Annotated in this window: 16 protein-coding genes, 1 tRNA gene, 2 rRNA genes and 1 riboswitch (1 of these 20 running past the window's edge); of the genes, 12 read left to right on the top strand and 7 right to left on the bottom strand. The window is 45.4% G+C overall.

Features of this window, described 5'->3' with window-relative positions; genetic code table 11:
• Together AR543_RS03220 and rrf are read left to right on the top strand one after the other, a co-directional pair.
• Positions 1-1896: ribosomal RNA gene (locus AR543_RS03220) — 23S ribosomal RNA — on the top strand (it extends 1028 nt beyond the left edge of the window).
• A gap of 71 nt (positions 1897-1967) precedes the next feature.
• Positions 1968-2084: ribosomal RNA gene (gene rrf, locus AR543_RS03225) — 5S ribosomal RNA — on the top strand.
• Between the two features lie 271 nt (positions 2085-2355).
• Here the strand turns inward: rrf and AR543_RS03230 are convergent.
• Positions 2356-2976: a stalk domain-containing protein gene (locus tag AR543_RS03230; RefSeq protein ID WP_060531791.1), complete on the bottom strand. Its 621-nt coding sequence runs from the start codon at positions 2974-2976 to the stop codon at positions 2356-2358.
• 529 nt (positions 2977-3505) lie between these two features.
• Between AR543_RS03230 and guaB the strand changes: the two genes are divergently transcribed.
• The 8 genes from guaB (at position 3506) to AR543_RS03270 (ending at position 12779) form a co-directional block, all read left to right on the top strand.
• On the top strand, positions 3506-4963 hold the full coding sequence (gene guaB / locus AR543_RS03235) for an IMP dehydrogenase (protein WP_060531793.1): 1458 nt from the start codon (positions 3506-3508) through the stop codon (positions 4961-4963).
• A gap of 608 nt (positions 4964-5571) precedes the next feature.
• On the top strand, positions 5572-6909 hold the full coding sequence (locus tag AR543_RS03240; RefSeq protein WP_418304215.1) for a D-alanyl-D-alanine carboxypeptidase family protein: 1338 nt from the start codon (positions 5572-5574) through the stop codon (positions 6907-6909).
• 276 nt (positions 6910-7185) lie between these two features.
• Complete coding sequence (gene pdxS / locus AR543_RS03245) at positions 7186-8067, top strand: pyridoxal 5'-phosphate synthase lyase subunit PdxS (protein WP_017815692.1); 882 nt, start codon at positions 7186-7188, stop codon at positions 8065-8067.
• A 16-nt stretch (positions 8068-8083) separates the two neighbouring features.
• Positions 8084-8668 carry a pyridoxal 5'-phosphate synthase glutaminase subunit PdxT gene (gene pdxT, locus AR543_RS03250; RefSeq protein ID WP_060531795.1) on the top strand — a complete coding sequence of 195 codons (585 nt, stop codon included), beginning with the start codon at positions 8084-8086 and terminating at the stop codon, positions 8666-8668.
• A 277-nt stretch (positions 8669-8945) separates the two neighbouring features.
• On the top strand, positions 8946-10232 hold the full coding sequence (gene serS, locus AR543_RS03255; RefSeq protein WP_060531797.1) for a serine--tRNA ligase: 1287 nt from the start codon (positions 8946-8948) through the stop codon (positions 10230-10232).
• A 61-nt stretch (positions 10233-10293) separates the two neighbouring features.
• Positions 10294-10382: transfer RNA gene (locus AR543_RS03260), tRNA-Ser, on the top strand.
• 196 nt (positions 10383-10578) lie between these two features.
• On the top strand, positions 10579-11478 hold the full coding sequence (locus AR543_RS03265; protein WP_060531799.1) for a YitT family protein: 900 nt from the start codon (positions 10579-10581) through the stop codon (positions 11476-11478).
• Positions 11479-11705: 227 nt separating this feature from the next.
• Complete coding sequence (locus AR543_RS03270) at positions 11706-12779, top strand: hypothetical protein (protein WP_060531801.1); 1074 nt, start codon at positions 11706-11708, stop codon at positions 12777-12779.
• A 234-nt stretch (positions 12780-13013) separates the two neighbouring features.
• On the opposite strand, the gene AR543_RS03275 is transcribed toward AR543_RS03270, so the two are convergent.
• The 4 genes from AR543_RS03275 to motA form a co-directional block, all read right to left on the bottom strand.
• The gene (locus AR543_RS03275; RefSeq protein ID WP_060536616.1) at positions 13014-13628 is read right to left on the bottom strand and encodes a GNAT family N-acetyltransferase; all 615 of its coding nucleotides are present in this window, start codon (positions 13626-13628) and stop codon (positions 13014-13016) included.
• A gap of 20 nt (positions 13629-13648) precedes the next feature.
• Positions 13649-14134, bottom strand: a complete 486-nt coding sequence (gene tadA / locus AR543_RS03280) for a tRNA adenosine(34) deaminase TadA (RefSeq protein ID WP_017815686.1) — start codon at positions 14132-14134, stop codon at positions 13649-13651.
• A gap of 339 nt (positions 14135-14473) precedes the next feature.
• Positions 14474-15322: a flagellar motor protein MotB gene (gene motB / locus AR543_RS03285; RefSeq protein ID WP_060531806.1), complete on the bottom strand. Its 849-nt coding sequence runs from the start codon at positions 15320-15322 to the stop codon at positions 14474-14476.
• A complete protein-coding gene (gene motA / locus AR543_RS03290) occupies positions 15306-16112 on the bottom strand; it encodes a flagellar motor stator protein MotA (protein ID WP_060531808.1) in 807 nt (268 codons plus the stop codon). The genes motB and motA overlap by 17 nt, the downstream gene beginning before the upstream one ends.
• Positions 16113-16297: 185 nt before the next feature.
• Between motA and AR543_RS03295 the strand changes: the two genes are divergently transcribed.
• Positions 16298-16591, top strand: a complete 294-nt coding sequence (locus AR543_RS03295; protein WP_060531810.1) for a hypothetical protein — start codon at positions 16298-16300, stop codon at positions 16589-16591.
• A gap of 159 nt (positions 16592-16750) precedes the next feature.
• Here AR543_RS03295 and AR543_RS03300 read toward each other — a convergent pair whose 3' ends face one another.
• Both AR543_RS03300 and AR543_RS03305 read right to left on the bottom strand, forming a co-directional pair.
• A complete protein-coding gene (locus tag AR543_RS03300; RefSeq protein ID WP_060531812.1) occupies positions 16751-17248 on the bottom strand; it encodes a GNAT family N-acetyltransferase in 498 nt (165 codons plus the stop codon).
• 455 nt (positions 17249-17703) lie between these two features.
• Entirely contained in the window at positions 17704-18174 is a 471-nt protein-coding gene (locus AR543_RS03305; protein ID WP_060536617.1) for a C40 family peptidase, read from the bottom strand.
• A gap of 11 nt (positions 18175-18185) precedes the next feature.
• Positions 18186-18324, bottom strand: a riboswitch (cyclic di-AMP (ydaO/yuaA leader).
• A 533-nt stretch (positions 18325-18857) separates the two neighbouring features.
• Between AR543_RS03305 and AR543_RS03310 the strand changes: the two genes are divergently transcribed.
• A complete protein-coding gene (locus AR543_RS03310) occupies positions 18858-19376 on the top strand; it encodes a YwhD family protein (RefSeq protein ID WP_060531814.1) in 519 nt (172 codons plus the stop codon).
• Positions 19377-19491: the final 115 nt, after the last annotated feature.

Raw genomic sequence — 19491 nt, forward strand, 5'->3', positions numbered from 1 at the left:
AGCCCAGACCATCAGCTAAGGTCCCCAAGTGTGTGTTAAGTGGGAAAGGATGTGGAGTTGCTTAGACAACCAGGATGTTGGCTTAGAAGCAGCCACCATTGAAAGAGTGCGTAATAGCTCACTGGTCGAGTGACTCTGCGCCGAAAATGTAACGGGGCTAAACACACCACCGAAGCTATGGCTTGATACATTCGTATCAGGGGTAGGGGAGCGTTGAATTTAGGTTGAAGGTGTACCGTAAGGAGCGCTGGACAGAATTCAAGTGAGAATGCCGGTATGAGTAACGAAAAGATCAGTGAGAATCTGATCCGCCGAAAGCCCAAGGGTTCCTGAGGAAGGCTCGTCCTCTCAGGGTAAGTCGGGACCTAAGGCGAGGCCGAAAGGCGTAGTCGACGGACAACAGGTTGAAATTCCTGTACCACCGAAAGCCGTTATGAGCAATGGGGTGACGCAGGAGGGTAGTGACGCGGACTGATGGATGTCCGTCTAAGCAGTGAGGCTTGCATGTAGGTAAATCCGCATGCTCTAAGGCCAGGCTGTGATGGGGAGCGAAAATTATAGTAGCGAAGGTCATGATCTCACACTGCCAAGAAAAGCCTCTAGCCAGGAAGCAGGTGCCCGTACCGCAAACCGACACAGGTGGGCGAGAAGAGAATTCTAAGGCGCGCGGAAGAACTCTCGTTAAGGAACTCGGCAAAATGACCCCGTAACTTCGGGAGAAGGGGTGCCCCGGTAGTGTGAATAGCACGAGGGGGCCGCAGTGAAAAGGCCCAAGCGACTGTTTAGCAAAAACACAGGTCTGTGCGAAGCCGCAAGGCGAAGTATACGGGCTGACGCCTGCCCGGTGCTGGAAGGTTAAGGGGAGTGGTTAGCGCAAGCGAAGCTATGAACCGAAGCCCCAGTAAACGGCGGCCGTAACTATAACGGTCCTAAGGTAGCGAAATTCCTTGTCAGGTAAATTCTGACCCGCACGAATGGCGTAACGATTTGGGCGCTGTCTCAACGAGAGATCCGGTGAAATTTTAATACCTGTGAAGATGCAGGTTACCCGCGACAAGACGGAAAGACCCCATGGAGCTTTACTGCAGCTTGATATTGAACTGGGGTGCGATTTGTACAGGATAGGTGGGAGCCTACGAAGAGGGAGCGCAAGCTTCCTTGGAGGCGCCGTTGGGATACCACCCTGATCGCATCTGAGTTCTAACCTGGTACCGTGATCCGGTACAGGGACCGTGTCAGGTGGGCAGTTTGACTGGGGCGGTCGCCTCCTAAAATGTAACGGAGGCGCCCTAAGGTTCCCTCAGAATGGTTGGAAATCATTCGAAGAGTGTAAAGGCATAAGGGAGCTTGACTGCGAGACCTACAAGTCGAGCAGGGACGAAAGTCGGGCTTAGTGATCCGGTGGTACCGCATGGAAGGGCCATCGCTCAACGGATAAAAGCTACCCTGGGGATAACAGGCTTATCTCCCCCAAGAGTCCACATCGACGGGGAGGTTTGGCACCTCGATGTCGGCTCATCGCATCCTGGGGCTGAAGTAGGTCCCAAGGGTTGGGCTGTTCGCCCATTAAAGCGGTACGCGAGCTGGGTTCAGAACGTCGTGAGACAGTTCGGTCCCTATCTGTCGTGGGCGCAGGAAATTTGAGAGGAGCTGTCCTTAGTACGAGAGGACCGGGATGGACGCACCGCTGGTGTACCAGTTGTTCCGCCAGGAGCATCGCTGGGTAGCTACGTGCGGACGGGATAAGCGCTGAAAGCATCTAAGCGTGAAGCCCCCCTCAAGATGAGATTTCCCAATTAGTAAGACCCCTTGAAGACGACGAGGTAGATAGGTTGGGGGTGGAAGTGCAGCAATGCATGGAGCTGACCAATACTAATCGGTCGAGGGCTTATCCAAATAAGCGTTCTAAAACAGCGGTGTTTCGTTTCGGATTCAGTTTTCAGGTGATCAACCTGTAAGGTAAGACGTTTGGTGATGATGGCGGAGGGGTTCCACACGTACCCATCCCGAACACGACCGTTAAGCCCTCCAGCGCCGATGGTACTTGGACCGCAGGGTCCTGGGAGAGTAGGACGTTGCCAAGCGACGAAAAAGAAAGACGTTATCCACTGGATAGCGTCTTTTTTGTTTGGGTTTTAAGCCTTTGTTGCTACCTTGTAGATGGACCTATGTAGAGATGAATATACGTAGGAAGCATTTTTGCCTACTTAAAAGACTCTTTCCAAGTGGAAAGAGTCTTTGTGTAGTTGGTGTAATGTTAACTATTATTAATTAAATTCTTCTTGGAAGCTATTTAATTATTTGGTAGTTTATTTTCTTATATATGCGTCGCCTAATTAATTAGAATCACTAATATTAGCTATCTTCACCTAAAGAATCATCATCTTGGCTAGGGTTGGTAGATCCGCCTGTAGTAGAATCAACAGTTGTTCCGGAAGCTGGGCTATTTACTTCACCGCCGGTAGTGGAATCTACTGTTCCGCCGTTACCGTTCACTGTTCCACTATTGGTGGTTTCAGTAAATGGGTTAGGTGTACCATTTTCATCAGTGTTTGTACCTGTTGCGTTGGTATCGGTAGTCGTTCCTGTATTCGTATTAGTGGTTGTTCCAGTCGTACTATCTGTAGTACCTGTTGTCGTATCGGTTGTTCCTGTTGAAGCGGTAGTGCCGGCATACGTATTGCCTGTAGCTGTAGTCAATTGAACTGTACTTGTTGCAGCATTATATACTACATTTGCTCCCATCAATTCTGCTGTAGCACGTACTGGAAGGTACGTAGTGCCATTATAGGTAAGAGGTGTTACCTCTTTACCATTAGCTGTTTGCAGTGTTGCTGGATTTCCATCTACTTCTACTTTGATTTGATCATTTAAATATGCAGTTACTTCCTCCATGTTCGTAGCAGCCAGCGCACCAGTACCTGTACCAATTAACAAAGCAGAACCAACGAGTAAAGAAGCCATACCTTTTTTCATAATCAAACTCCTTTCGAGGTTAGAGTGGTTTGTTTATAAAGTACCCAATATTATAGTGCTTATTCATAAAAATGGAAAATATTCGGATGAATTTTAGAGGTTGATGAGTAATACGGTAGATCAAGAGTATATTTATGATGATATTTGTATAATGTAATTATTAGATAAAATGACAGTATTGAATTAATATAATAAGTATTAATGTCCTTCTAGCGTGGACAACAGTACTCCTTGTAAGAGCAAAGACTTGGAATTGAGTGATATTGCCGGAACATTCTTGACAGCCTATAACCCCTTTGCTAAGATGGCAATAATATATTTTCAGAAACTTATTTTCAAGGCGTACATTTCCTTGGTATTTAAGGGTTTTAATAGAGTATCCAGTTGATTGAATACTTCTGAGAATAGCTTTAACGGAAGATTTCAGAGGGTTTGCGATAGATAATCCTGGAAGTCGTGCAGAGTAGGCGAGCGGAATGAATTATTCAATACGATAGGCAGCAAACCAAATAAAGGGAGGAACATCCTCGTGTGGGAAACAAAATTTGCTAAAGAAGGACTAACATTTGACGATGTCTTGTTAGTACCGCGTAAATCTGAAGTATTGCCAAAAGAAGTAAGTGTCGCTACAACACTGAGTAAAAATGTAAAATTGAACGTGCCTTTGATCAGCGCAGGTATGGATACTGTTACGGAAGCTGCAATGGCGATTGCTATGGCACGTGAAGGCGGTATTGGTGTTATTCACAAAAACATGCCGGTTGAGCAGCAGGCAGAAGAAGTGGATCGTGTAAAACGTTCCGAAAGTGGCGTTATTACGAATCCTTTCTCTTTGACTCCAGATAAAATGGTATCTGATGCAGAGGCAGTAATGGCCAAATATCGCATCTCCGGTGTACCTATTGTAGATGAAAACAACACCTTGGTCGGTATCATTACCAACCGTGATCTGCGCTTTATCCATGATTTTAACATGAAAATCAGTGAAGTTATGACCAGCGAGAATCTGGTTACTGCTCCAGTCGGTACTACACTGCAGGAAGCAGAAGTACTGCTGCAAAAGCATAAAATCGAGAAACTGCCTCTGGTGGATGAAAATAATATCCTCAAAGGTCTGATTACAATTAAAGATATCGAAAAAGCTATCCAATTCCCAAATGCAGCGAAAGATGCCCAAGGGCGTCTGCTCGTCGGTGCGGCTGTTGGCGTTTCCCAGGATGCATTTGCACGTGCAGAAGCACTGGTTAATGCAGGTGTGGATATGCTGGTCGTCGACTCTGCACACGGTCATCATATTAACATTCTGGATGCAGTCCGCAAGCTGCGTTCGATGTTCCCTGAACTGACAATTGTAGCGGGTAATGTAGCTACTGGCGAAGCTACGCGTGATCTGATCCAGGCAGGCGCTTCGGTTGTCAAAGTAGGTATCGGCCCAGGATCGATTTGTACAACTCGTGTTATCGCAGGTATCGGTGTACCTCAGGTTACAGCGATTTATGACTGTGCAACAGTAGCACGTGAATATGGTGTACCAATCATTGCCGATGGTGGTATCAAGTACTCCGGTGAGATCACCAAAGCACTGGCAGCAGGCGCAGATGCAGTAATGCTGGGAAGTATGTTTGCCGGTACGGAGGAAAGCCCGGGCGAATCGGAGATCTATCAGGGTCGTCGTTTCAAAGTATATCGTGGTATGGGTTCCATGGCTGCAATGAAGCAGGGTAGTAAAGATCGCTACTTCCAGGATGATGACAAAAAGCTCGTTCCGGAAGGTATCGAAGGCCGCGTAGCTTATAAAGGGCCATTGTCGGATACGGTTCATCAGCTGATCGGTGGTCTGCGTTCCGGTATGGGGTATTGCGGTACAGCAGATCTGTCGGAACTGCGCAACGATACACAATTCGTTCGCATTACTGGTGCAGGTCTGCGCGAAAGTCATCCGCATGATATTCAAATTACTAAAGAAGCACCAAACTACTCGCTGTAACAGAATCTCGGCACAAGAGAGCTATAATCAGCAGAGCAGTGCTGACTACCTATGAGTAATAGCATTTATGATGGAAGCAACTGAAATAAAATTCAAATAGTCAGTCAGGTCATATCCATAAAATGATGTAGAAAAAAGTGGGATAGAAGAAGTACACACTTTTGATACACCCTCTTTTGGTTGCAAAATTGGATGAAGCGACCTGGCTGGCGTTTTAGATTTTTATTGACGTTCGGACAAGCTTGTGATTTTCAGCAAGCTTGTCTTTTTTTGCATGGCGGCGTGTGCTAAAATTAGAAAGTCATTGTGATATTGGGCTTTTCCATACATTATGCCTGTTACATAAGCAGCTGTTATACTGAACAGGTCATTGATCTGCTCTGCTGAATAGCTGAATTATCCGGGATTAAATGATTATAATTATTCGGATATGAGGATTTACCGGTGATTGTAATCATGGAACTGCATAAATGCCGGAGACGGTATATTACATGAACAACATAAGCTATGACTTTGAGGGGAGCATTAATACATTGGAACGCAAGTTATTAACGCAAAAAGGTAAGAAGTCGAAACGTCAATTGATCAAAAAAAGTGTAGCATCGCTGATGCTTGTAAATATGCTTTGTATATCTACGATTATTCCTACAGCTGCCATGGCAGCATCTGCTACCAGCACCAATACTTCTACAGATACCAAATCTACAGAGGCTGCTGATACCAAAACAGGAGCTGTATCTAATATAAAAGCACCTGAATTACAGGTGAAATCTGCCGTATTGATGGAAGCATCAACCGGTAAAATTTTGCTGTCTATTAATAGCGACGAAGCTCTGCCGCCAGCAAGTATGTCCAAAATGATGACAGAATACTTGGTGTCTGACTATGTTAAACAAGGCAAGCTGAAATGGGACGATGTGGTAACCGTATCTGAAAATGCTGCTGCTCAAATTGGCTCACGTGTGTTTCTTGCAGCAGGCGATAAGCATACTGTACTGGACTTGTATAAGGCTATGGCAATTGGATCAGCCAATGATGCTTCTGTAGCATTAGCTGAACAAATTGGCGGCACAGAGAAAGATTTTGTTAAATTGATGAATGCCAAAGCCAAAGAATTTGGTATGAAAACAGCTCACTTTGCCAATGCGACTGGTTTAAATATCTCAGATATGCCAGAAGCCAGCCGTCCGGATGATGGTAAAGAAACGATAATGTCGGCAATGGATACAGCGATTCTGGCTCGTCATATTGTTGATGATCACCCTGATTTTAGCGACGTGACCAGTATTCAATCTTTCAAATTCCGTCCGACAGATAAAGATCCTGTAGTGAACTGGAACTGGATGCTGGAATCCAATTCATCTATCACCAACTTTAAAGCATACGCTTATCCAGGTCTGGATGGTTTGAAGACAGGTCATACGGCAGCAGCCAAGCAGTGCTTTACAGGAACAGCTGAACGTAATGGCATGCGTCTGATCAGTGTCGTTATGGGAGCGGAAACGGAAGCTGAACGCTTCAAACAAACCAAAAAAGTGCTGGATTACGGCTTTGATAACTTTGAAGTCAAACAAATTATTGGTGCAAAATCCGCTGTATCCGGTCTAGCTACTATTCCGGTAGTTAAAGGCGCAGCAACAGAAGTGCCTGTTGTTACCGATGCAGCTGTTAACGTAGTTGTACCAAAAGGCACAGAGCCCAAAAATGTAACTTACACTGTAGCTCAGTCCGATGAAGCAGCACGCACTGCTCCAATCGCAGCAAGCAAAGCGCTTGGAACAATCACATACACCTATAAAAACGATAGTATCGCTCAGGATCAGGTCACTACGGTTAACCTGATTGCTGCTGAACCCGTCGAAAAAGGAAGCTGGCTGCGCCTGTTCTTCCGCTCGATCGGTGATCTGTTTGGCGATTTGTTCGATTCTGTTAAAAACATGTTTTAATTAACTTGATGGAATGCTGCTGACGAGAAGTACAGTACATGCCGTAAGGCTGTCCTGCTTCTTGTCTTTGGCCGCTTTTTCACTTTACCTGCTCGAAGTAAATGTATTGTATATTGCAGAAGTGTCATGTAAAATTATGAGTTAGATTCTGTCCTGTAATCCGCGCTGGCAGTGCGTATAGCTTCCATGGCGCAGGCCGACGGAATCATATCATTTTAGAAAGTCAGCATTATGCTATATGCACGATGCTTACAGAAATAATCAGGAGGCATGGACATGGAAACTGGTACATCGAGAGTTAAAAGAGGTATGGCAGAAATGCAAAAGGGCGGCGTCATCATGGACGTCATGAATGCAGAGCAGGCAAAAGTAGCAGAAGCTGCGGGTGCTACGGCAGTTATGGCTCTCGAGCGTGTACCTTCTGATATTCGCGCTGCTGGTGGAGTAGCCCGTATGGCTGATCCTACTATTGTGGAAGAAGTCATGAAAGTAGTATCCATTCCTGTTATGGCCAAAGCACGTATTGGTCACTATGTAGAAGCTAAAGTACTGGAATCACTGGGTGTTGATTACCTCGATGAAAGTGAAGTATTGACTCCGGCTGATGAAGTATTCCATATTGATAAACATGATTTCACCGTACCATTCGTATGTGGTGCCAAAGATCTTGGAGAAGCACTGCGTCGTATCGGTGAAGGTGCATCTATGATCCGTACCAAAGGCGAACCGGGAACCGGTAATATCGTAGAAGCCGTACGTCATATGCGTCATATCAACAGCCAGATTCGCAAAGTACAGAACATGTCCAAAGATGAACTGTATGCGGAAGCGAAAAACCTGGGTGTTGCTTATGATCTGCTGATTGGCGTACACGAAAACGGCAAACTGCCGGTAGTTAACTTTGCGGCAGGCGGCGTAGCAACACCAGCGGATGCAGCTCTGATGATGCATCTGGGTGCTGATGGTGTATTCGTAGGTTCCGGTATTTTCAAATCCGATAGCCCTGAGAAGTTTGCCCGTGCGATTGTAGAAGCTACTACACACTATAACGATTACAAGCTGATCGCAGAAGTATCCAAAAATCTGGGTGCTCCAATGAAAGGCATCGAAATCTCCAAATTAACTCCAGGTGAGCGCATGCAGGATCGCGGCTGGTAAGAAAGAAGGATTGCACATGAAAATCGGTGTCTTGGCACTACAGGGTGCCGTTGCAGAGCATATCCGGAGTCTTGAGTTAGCAGGAGCAGAAGCTGTTACTGTCAAGCGTGTTGAGCAGCTGGAAGAGATCGACGGAATCGTGATTCCCGGCGGAGAAAGCACAACGATCGGCAAGCTGATGCGCAAATATGGCTTTATTGAAGCATTGCAGCAGTTTTCTGCCCAGGGCAAGCCTTTGTTTGGCACCTGTGCCGGCTTGATTGTACTGGCAGAGCGAATCGCCGGTCATGATCAGGCGCATCTGTCCCTGATGAATATGACCGTATCCCGCAATGCTTTTGGCAGACAGCGTGAGAGCTTTGAGACTGATCTGGATGTCAAAGGAATAGATGAGCCGATTCGTGCGGTATTTATCCGTGCACCGCTTATTCAAGAGGTTGGCGAAGGAGTAGAAGTGCTCTCGGTGTATCACGACGAGATTGTCACGGCAAGACAGGGGCATCTGCTGGCCTGCTCTTTCCACCCGGAACTAACCGATGATTATCGTCTTCATCAGTACTTTGTGGACATGGTGGCACAGTCTCTGGCTGCTGCGAAATAATCAGTCTACGACCAGAGTACAAAAGCAGTCATTTGATTTATAACGTATACAGAAATGTATGCAAATAGGAATATACAGGATAGACCATACCTTAACTCTTGGCAGCTTCCGCCAGTAGAATGTGATTCTCTGCGGATGGCGGCAAGTTCTCGCTTGCCCGGTACAGTGTATCGCTTTTCCGGCAGTTTATCGCCTTTACAGGCGGCTGTGGAAGAGCTGTCCTGTCGGCGAAAAAGAGAACCGGGAGTTAAGGTTATTTTATTAGGAGGGGTTATTTATGTTGGATGTTAAAATACTGCGCAATGACTATGATCGTGTAGCTACAGCGCTGCAAAATCGTGGTAAATCGCTCGATCTGATCGCAGGCTTCCCGGAGCTGGATACCAAGCGTCGTGAACTGCTGCAGGAGACAGAGCAGCTGAAAAATCGCCGGAATACCGTATCTGGAGAAGTGGCTCAGCGCAAAAAGAATAAAGAGGATGCCGAAGAACTGATTCTGGAGATGCGTCAGGTCTCCGATCGGATCAAAGCATTGGATGAAGAAATCCGCACCCTGGAGACAGAGATCGATGCATTGACCCTGTCTATTCCAAATCTTCCGCATAGCAGTGTACCTGTAGGCGCGTCAGAAGACGATAATGTGGAAATCCGGCGCGATGGCGAACCACGCCAGTTCGAATTCACACCGAAAGCACACTGGGATGTAGCTCAGGATCTGGGCATTCTGGACTTTGAAGCCGGAGCCAAAGTAACAGGTTCCCGTTTTACGTTCTACAAAGGAATGGGTGCACGTCTGGAACGCGCGCTGATCAACTTTATGATGGATCTGCACAGCGAAGAGCATGGATATGAGGAGATTCTGCCTCCATACATTGTTAACCGCGATAGCCTGGTAGGTACAGGACAGCTACCGAAATTTGAGGAGGATCTGTTCAAGCTGACGGATTCTGATTATTATCTGATCCCTACTGCTGAAGTACCGGTAACCAACTATCATCGTGAAGAGATTCTGTCCAAGGAAGATCTGCCCAAGCATTATGTTGCCTACAGCTCATGCTTCCGTTCCGAAGCTGGTGCAGCTGGCCGCGATACGCGTGGTCTGATTCGTCAGCATCAATTTAACAAGGTCGAGCTGATCAAGCTGGTTGAGCCGGAGACATCCTATGAAGAGCTGGAGAAAATGACAGCCAACGCCGAGCGTGTGCTGCAGCTGCTGGGTCTGCCTTATCGTGTACTGGCACTCTGCACAGCCGATATGGGCTTCAGCGCGGCTAAAACGTACGATCTGGAAGTGTGGTTGCCGGAAAGCAATATGTACCGTGAGATCTCTTCCTGCTCGAACGTAGAGGACTTCCAGGCACGTCGTGCAAGTATCCGCTACCGCAAAGATAGCAAAGGCAAACCGGAATTCGTGCATACGCTGAATGGTTCGGGACTTGCTGTAGGACGTACTGTAGCTGCGATTCTGGAGAACTACCAGCAGGAAGACGGAAGCGTAATCGTACCTGAAGTACTGCGTCCTTACATGCGCGGTGTAGAAGTGATCGGTAACAAAACAAAATAAAAGTTGTCATGTACAAAGATGTATGATATGATATTTGTGTTGTGCAATATTAGGATTTAATGGAGAGGTACCGAAGCGGTCATAACGGGGCGGTCTTGAAAACCGTTAGGGTGCAAGCCCACGTGGGTTCGAATCCCACCCTCTCCGCCATACATCTACAATAACCAAGTCGTTCCGAATAGGGACGGCTTTTTTTGTATTTTTGCTACAGATAGCCTGATTTATATAGGATGAGCATCCATTTTATGCCATAATATAAAGGTGAACGTTTGTTATTTTCGGACTGCTGGAAAAAAGTTGCCACCATGTGGCATGAAAGTACGTACATAGAAAAAGGAGGAAGGCCATGGCTGTAAAACAACCTCCGGTATCCGAGTTCACACCGGTAGAACACGGAAGACGTTCACTCAAAAGTACGCTGATTCGCTCGCTGCTCATTATTCTGGGAGCTGCTACGGTAGCGGCTGCTCTGGAATTATTCCTGGTACCCAACAACATTACAGACGGCGGAATTACAGGGATATCCATCATCATGTCCTATTTGACGGGATGGAAGCTGGGGGTATTTCTGTTTCTGCTCAATATTCCATTTCTGGTGCTCGGTTATAAACAAATCGGCAAGACATTTGCGTTGTCTACCCTGCTAGGGATTACCGTCATGTCGACAGGTACGCTGCTGCTGCATCCGGTCGAAGCTTTTGTCAAAGAAACGGTACTCGCCTTTGTATTTGGAGGCATGTTTCTCGGGTTGGGTACAGGGCTTGTATTGCGCTCCGGCGGCTCCTTGGACGGAACAGAAATTATCGCTATTTTGCTATCCCGGCGAACAGTTTTTTCTGTAGGGGAAATTGTAATGATCCTGAACGTATTTATTTTGTGCGGAGCAGGATTCGTATTTGGCTGGGACAGGGCGATGTACTCCATTATCGCTTATTATATCGCGACCAAGGTCATTGATATTACGATTGATGGTCTGGATCAATCCAAGTCGGTATGGATTATCAGTGAGCGTACGCATGATATAGGCGATGCGATTATCAGCCGATTGGGAAGAACGGTTACTTATTTATCCGGAGAAGGCGGCTTTTCGGGAGAAGAGAAGAAGGTTATCTTCTGTGTAATTACCCGATTGGAGGAAGCCAAGCTCAAGGAAATCGTCAATCATTTTGACGAAAATGCGTTTATGGCGGTAGGCAATATTCATGATGTCAAAGGTGGACGTTTTAAGAAAAGGGATATTCACTAAGGAGTCCTGTAGGGTCCTATGTATAAGCTACAATTGGATATAGACCGGTAAATATGCCGGATTTTATGCCAATTTTGATTATTTTGCAGTTATTTGCAGCCAATTTTAGGTTTGTCATTTAAAATACTGTCAAAATGGTTTATCATGGATGCGGAGTCCGTAAAACGTTTGCTTGCGTAACATGGAGCATTACTTCATTGATGGACACAAACGAAAGGGGTAACAACATGAACAAAAGATTGACTGGAAGCCTTTTGGCGATCCTGCTGGTATTCACACTGGCACTGGTAGGCTGTACGAAAAAGGAAGAACCAAAAACAGCCGTAAAAGCAGCTGTAACCAATGCAGCGCAAATGACATCGTATGCAATGACAACACAGTTTAAAATCACAAATCTGGCATTCACATCTGCTGACGGCGCAGCATCAACAGATCCAACCAATGCGCAGATTGCCAATACACTGAAAAATGCACAGATCTCTGTAACCGGTGCATATCAGAGTAACCCAATGCAAACGGAAATGACGATGAACGTCAACCTGAGTGATGGCGCAATCAATATCAAAGTTCCAATGGTGATGACGCAGGACACACTGTATGTCAAAATCCCGCAAATCCCTATGCTGCCATTGCCGGAAACAATAGTCGGCAAATTCCTCAAGCTGGATATGAAAGAACTGGCTAAGATGGAAGGTCAAGAGTACAAACCGCTGAGCGTACAAACCAGCCAAAAACTGTCGCAGGAGCTGTCCAGTGCAGTACTGGATAAATACGACCAAGCGAAATACTTTAAAGATGTAGATAAAAAAGATGCAGCTCTGCCTGAAGGCGTAGATGCGAAGCAAGTTGTTCAATTCGCAGTAACTAACGAAAATGCCAAAGAAGCAGTAACGATCTTTGTAAAACAGGCACTGCCAGCTGTACTGGATGTACTGTCCAAAGAAGAATACCGTTCCGCACTGAATATTACACAATCCGATATCGATGAAGTGAAAAAATCGCTTCAATCGGAAGATTCCCAGAACGAGTTCACCAAATCGGTAAACGAGCTGGATAAATACATGACGCTGAACCAGTTCCATGTGAATACAGCTATCAACGATGACAACTTCCCGGTATATCAACAAATGGTTATGGATGCAGTATTTGCTGATCCGGATACCAAGGAAAACGTGAAGGTAGCGCTGGAAGGAAGCAGCCAGTACTCCAAAATCAACGAAAAACAAACATTTACACTGGGCATCCCAACCGGTGCTGATGTAGTAACGATGGATCAACTGCAAAAGGAAATGGGCTACTAAGATCCATGCCATTATCTAAATAGACGATTACAGGAGAGTACTTTGCCTGTGACAGTCTCAACAAAAACCCTCACTGTTCACATTGAACAGTGAGGGTTTTTGTTATGCTGTGTTGTTGTGACGACGTGTATGGCAAGCTTTTATACCTAAAGTAAACATATGCTTATTAAAAAGCAGTATCACATCATTCAATACAAGTTGAATAATGATAGATTGAATATCGACTAAAATAGCTTATTGGGAATTGGGATCAGAAAGGGGTAACGGCGCTTCATAGGAGATCGAGGAGTCTTCCTCCAGATCGCTGGCAAGAATGGCATAAATCTGATGATCTTCCCACTCGCCATTAATTTTGACCAGCTGACGAGCAATGCCTTCTGCCTGGAAGCCGCATTTCTCCACTACACGGCGCGAAGCTGTATTATGCGGAATAATACCTGCCTGGATACGATGCAGCCCAAGCGAGCGAAAGGCGTACTCCAAAACCAGCTTGACCGCTGCAGTCATATATCCCTGACCCTGCAGCAGATGACTCAGTGAATATCCGATCTCGGCAAACTGACCTACACCACGAACGATATGACTTAGCGAAACGGTGCCGATCAGTTCCTGCTGTGCCGTTATAAAGATGCCAAACAGGTATCCGCGGTCTTCTGCTGCTTCCTGGCGGCGCCGGTAAATCAGATCCAGCTGACTGGCCAGTGTAAAAAAATCTTCCGGATAACGCGGTTCATACTGCTGATTCGCTTCACGGCTTTGCAGGCGAAGCTGCAGGAGAGATTCGGCATCATCAGGTTGGAGCTGCCGAATATGGATTCCTTTGCGGGTATTATACAGTTCAAGCGACATCGACATAGCGGGAACCCCCTTTACTCAGGCTGCAATGGTTTGGGTTTTTTGAGACGCAGGCGCAGTTCACGAAAAAATCGGGTCAACAACCAGGCGCATTCTTCCTGCAGAACACCGTCCAGCACCTGGGTACGATGATTAAAGCGAGGCTCCTGAAGCAGATTCATCAGGGTACCCGCACAGCCGGCTTTGGGATCTATCGTCCCGTAGACCACATTGGGAATACGGCTCTGTACGATAGCACCTGCACACATCGGACAGGGTTCCAGGGTTACATATAATGTACAGTCCAGCAGACGCCAGGAGCCAAGCGATTCACTAGCTTCCCGAATCGCCAAAATCTCGGCATGGGCAGTTGCATCGTGAGTCGTCTCCCGCAGATTATAACCACGTCCGACTATCTCATTATTTTTGACAATAACCGCACCGATCGGGACTTCACCCAGCTGTTCTGCTTTCTCAGCTTCCCGAATAGCTTCTCTCATCCAGTGCGTATGTTGTTCCATTAAAATTGAAAACACTTCCTTTTTGGTATGGCTATTTATCGTACTTGTACATCGAACAAATATTCGTTGTTAACAGCTTGTGGATAAAATTGTGGATAACTATATTTTGCTGTGGAAAACCTTGCTGTGTAAGCGTTCTGTGGATAAAATCGCACAAAAAAATCGTCTAAAACATCAAAATATTGCTATTTTATGTCCTTTTATAATTGTAGGCAATCCCTTCTTTGTTTTCAATCGCAATACGCAAAGAGCAGGTATAAAAAATCAAAAAACAGGCAGACACAGAATGCTCTGTATCTGCCTGTTTGCAAAATGATTAACTAAATATCGTAGACACGATTATTTATTGCCTGTCAGAGATTGCAGCGTAGGATTAACATCATTGTCCACATATTTACGGACAATAGCGACTTCAACACGGCGATTCTTGGCACGACCGATATTAGTATCATTGCTGACGATCGGACGATATTCGCCGTAACCGATCGCACTGAATTTACGTGGATCAAGATTTTTGTTCAGCAATAGAATCTGCATGAAATTAAGTGCACGGTCCGAACTCAGATTCCAGTTGGATGTGTACCGGGAGTTGGAGATCGGTACATTATCCGTATGACCGGAGACGATAACATCGTAATTCGGAATTTCCTGCAAAATGGTCGATAGTGACTTGGCCAGTTTGCGGGAATCTGTTTTGACGGTAGCCTGTCCGGAAGCGAACAAGGTGTTATCGCTAATCGTAATGCTCAATTCGGACTGATTCAATTTGGTCGTCAATTGCGATTTCAGACCATTGTCTCTAATATACTTATCCAGCTTGCGTTTGAGATTTTCCAGATCCTGCTGCTCCTGCTTTTTCAGCTGCTCACGCAGTTTTTGCTTGGAAGAAGTGGAAGTCTCCTGCGAAGGTGCGGCAGCAGCAGATGCGGTAGAATCCTGTGGATCTTTGTTCGGCACTTTACCAGCAGTTGGAGCCATTGCATTCTCGTTCAATACACCAGAACCACCGGAAAAGGCAGCACTGAGGGCCTGAGCCATCTGTTCGAATTTGGCAGCATCCATGGAGCTCATGGAAAACAGCGTAATAAACAGGGCTAGCAGCAGGGTCATCAGGTCAGAATAGGGAAGCAGCCAGCTCTCGTCGGCATGCTCCTCATGGGGTTCATGTCGTTTACCCTTCTTGCTCACTGGTTCCACCTCCTCCATCCGCGTCCATTGCTGCAACTTCAGTAGGAGTCAGGAATACAGACAGCTTTTGGCTGATGGCCATAGTTGATACGCCTGATTGAATCGACAGAAGTCCTTCGACCATCATCAGCTTTACTTCGACTTCTGTTTTCGACAGACGTTTCAATTTGTTAGCCATCGGATGCCATAGTACGTAACCACTAAAGATACCGAGAACGGTTGCGATAAATGCACCGGCGATAGCATGTGACAGTTTACCCATATCACTCAAGTCGGCCAGTGCAGCGATCAGACCTACAACGGCACCGAGTACGCCGAGTGTAGGAGCATACATACCTGCCTGAGTGAAAATCAAAGCTCCGGAGCGGTGACGCTCTTCGGTTGCATTAATATCTTCCATCAGAACATCCTGAACAAATTCCTGATCGTTACCATCGATGATCATACGCATACCGTTGCGAAGAAACGTATTATCAATTTCTTCGACTTTGGATTCTAGGGCGAGCAAGCCTTCACGACGGGTAATAGACGCCCATTCCATGAACATGCGTACCAAATCGATTTTGCTCATAAGCGGTTTTTCTTTGAAAATAATACCGAACAGCTTGGGAATACGTTTTACTTCTGCCATCGGGAATGCCATAAAGATTGTTCCTGCCGTACCTACGAAAATGATAACGTAAGCCGCCGGGTTGTTAACCAAACTGATCAATGGAGCGCCTTTGAGCACCATACCAACCACCAGGGATAGAAACCCGAGCGCCAGGCCAATAATTGTTGAAATTTGCATAATACACCTCGTCCATGAGTATAGTTTATTTCTTGCATCATTCTCTTCCATGGAATGATGGCGTTACTTAAAAAGCTGATACTTTTTTATCGACAGAATATGATACTTTGTTAAGAGTTTTTTGAGTTATAATGGAAAGAAGTTGGCAATTGTGACAATATGGGCAGATGGAAAGGAGAAGAGCCATGGGGGTAAAACACGGTCGCGAATACGAAGAAATTCTCACGGATCTGACAGCGGCGCTGGATATGATACCGGACAGCTATATGTTTTTTCATATGGAATCGGAAGAATGGGTAGCGCTTCAGGATAGCGAAAAGCTCGAAGTACAGGAAGCGCTGGCTGAAGATCTTTTCTATGCACTGGGTTCAGAGCCTGTGATTCATGTAGGCAGCGGGATTGTTATTCATGACCCGGATACGCATCGGATTAATATTTTGATTGGCGAGGAAGAGATGACTTTTGTATCGCTGATCTGATATCGGTCGTTACTCAGGTGTGTTTATATATCAATAGTCGGATAGTTGAATAAAAGACTGCCGGGTATCGGCGGCTTATAACCAAAAAAGCACATCTCGCAGTCTATACGCTGCCGGATGTGCTTTTTGGAATTCACGGATGCTGCTATGAAGAAAAGGTTAGGCATTCTCCTTTTCATAAACCATACAATAAAAAGGCTTCATGCCATCCGGTGTACGCCGTGTATACGTATCGGTAATATGAAATCCTGCTTTCTGGTAGGTACGAATCGCGCGCTGGTTCCAGGTGAGCACTTCCAGATCAATCTCGGCCTCCGGATTACGCTGGATAGCGGCTCTTACGACCGCAAGGGTGAATTCGGCACCATAGCCATGACCGCACAGATCCGGCCGCATGCCGATACCCAGCCGAATCGTCTGCTGCAAAGGAAAAAGCTGCGCAAAGCCGGCCAGTTCTCCCTTATTATTCAATACTGCCAGATACTGTTGCTGTCGCAGTTCGGGGTCTCCAAATTCGATCTCCAGCTCCTGCATCTGGTCCCAGGACATCCATCCATATATATCATAAGGCGGGTCGTATACCCATTCACATATTTCGGCAGCCTGCTGCTCATGGAGGGGAGCAGTATGAAAGTAAGGTACAGAAAAATGATTCATAACAGTCACTCCTCATCATATATCATAGTGTCTCACTTGCTGGGACTGCATCCTGTACAGTTAGCTACTACAGATTATAAAAGTGGCACGGTTCACATTCAAGCTTAATAGCCAGGATATAATCCGAAAAGGAATAATATCCATGATCAGCTGCTTTACGACAGCGCACAAATCACAAGCGTACTATAAAGTGCGTTTGCCCGATATTTCAAAAATTAATATTAATTTTTACTGGAAAATGTGTTTACCATAATTACGATCCGGGTACTATATAGTAGACATAATTACCTGAACAGTCGAACTTCACATTGCAGCAATTATTTTTCTCAAAATATGTAACCTATTCCCAGGTTGTTACGTCTTACAAGTAAGCAATAAAAAAACCGCAAAAGATTCTGGCGGGAATCCTTCACGGTTAGTAAATGAATTATATATACAGTTAGAATAAATGTTAATTACTCGGCTGCATAGCTGCTGTAAGAGAAGTTGCTCATTACACGCTTAGCGCCCACATAGCGGTTTTGGTAGTAGTCCATATCAATATTATCAATTCGTACGCCTTTGGATGTTGAAGCGTGTGCGAATTGACTGCTGCTTACCATAACGCCTACATGAGAAACGCCTGCCCCCGTAGTGTTGAAGAATACCAGATCCCCAGCTTGCAGATCACTTTTGGATACAGCGTCGCCGACTTGATACTGAGAAGTCGATTGGCGAGGCAGATCGATATTCATTTGACCGAATACATATTGAGTAAATCCGGAGCAGTCAAAACCGCTAAAAGATGTTCCACCAATACGATATGGTGTACCCATGGCTGGTTCGATGATCTGGTCCATTTTGGAATTTGCGCTTGCACTGCTAGTCCCCATAACAGTAAACGCAATTGCGAATCCCATTACTGCGGCGGTTAGTTTCTTTTTCATATTCAAAATCATTTGTCCCCTTCCAATGCCTGCGAGGTTAGCTTAAGGATTCGGTAGAAGGTTTCCCCTATGATCCCTCCGAAACAAGATCAATTCACCCAAAACGGTTCCCCCGCTTCCCGGTGCCACGGAATTTGGCTTCACACTTATTGATTGCACCGTAGTCCATATTCGATTCACGACAAATTTCATCTTTTCTGACAAAAGTTACAAGCTTCATTGTTAAAGTTTACAAAGTTGTTACTAATAACTCGCTGGATTTATTTTAACAGAGGTTTTTTACTTTGGCAAACGTTTATTCATCCTTTTTTAAGGATAACTTGCTAAATGAATGCGTTAGCAAGCGAGAAAGCCCGTCACTATCAGGTTTGTAATTATTAAAAAAATTTAATCTTTGTTCTTCATTCAATGCCTATTCGTACTCATTTGGGCTTATGCTTGCCTGTTCTTTAATCTTTTTCGGTTATAAATTTGTAAACTTTATACATTTGAGACAATTAAATTTCTTTTTTGCCGAAAAAGTGACAGGAATCGACTTTCGTTGGCTTTTAAAAGGATATTCGTTACAATAATGATGATGTTATTATGTACAGTAAGAAATAAAAACAGCCGAACAAACTCATTTTACCATTATAAACAGTTATGACTCATATATCCAATACAGAGAGGAAGTTACTAGACTCATGGAACAAAATCAACCGGGCAAAAAAGCAGTATCTCTCAATATTATCAGTAGCAGTACCAAAAGCAGCAAGCACAAAGGATTTGGCGCAGGTGCCATTAATCTGAACAATGTTTCTCCTATAATAGTAGATCGTGGTGAAGCGCGTATCGATATTGGTGCCATGCATGCCAAGAGCAAGGTCGAGCGCGGTATCAAGTTTACACCGAATCGTGAAGAGGTGGAGGGCGGTCGCCAGGTATGGGTCGTATGGGTAGCAGTAGACAAATTGGCAGAAGGCGCCAACTATGCCGGAGCTACTGCCTGCGAGATGTGGATTAATGAAGAAGATAAAAAAGGCTGGAAGATTCTCGCCGAGCATGTGAACAAACTGGATTACGCGATCAAGCGCCGGGTTATGCTGGAAGGACTGGATGAGGAAGCAAAAGCGGCGCTTCGTCAGCTGCTTGTCAGTCATAATGAGGAATGGTGGAACAACTCTTCCGAAGAATTAAAACAGGCACTGGAACCCCGAGCATAATAATGAAAAAATAGGTAAAAAAGTTTAATCTTTTTACTGCAATTATGCGTAACAATAATATAAGGCAAAAGCTGGAAATCTTGGATGGTTTCCAGCTTTTTCTTTGAGCAGAGGG

The sequence above is a fragment of the Paenibacillus bovis genome (genome assembly GCF_001421015.2).
GTDB lineage: Bacteria > Bacillota > Bacilli > Paenibacillales > Paenibacillaceae > Saccharibacillus > Saccharibacillus bovis.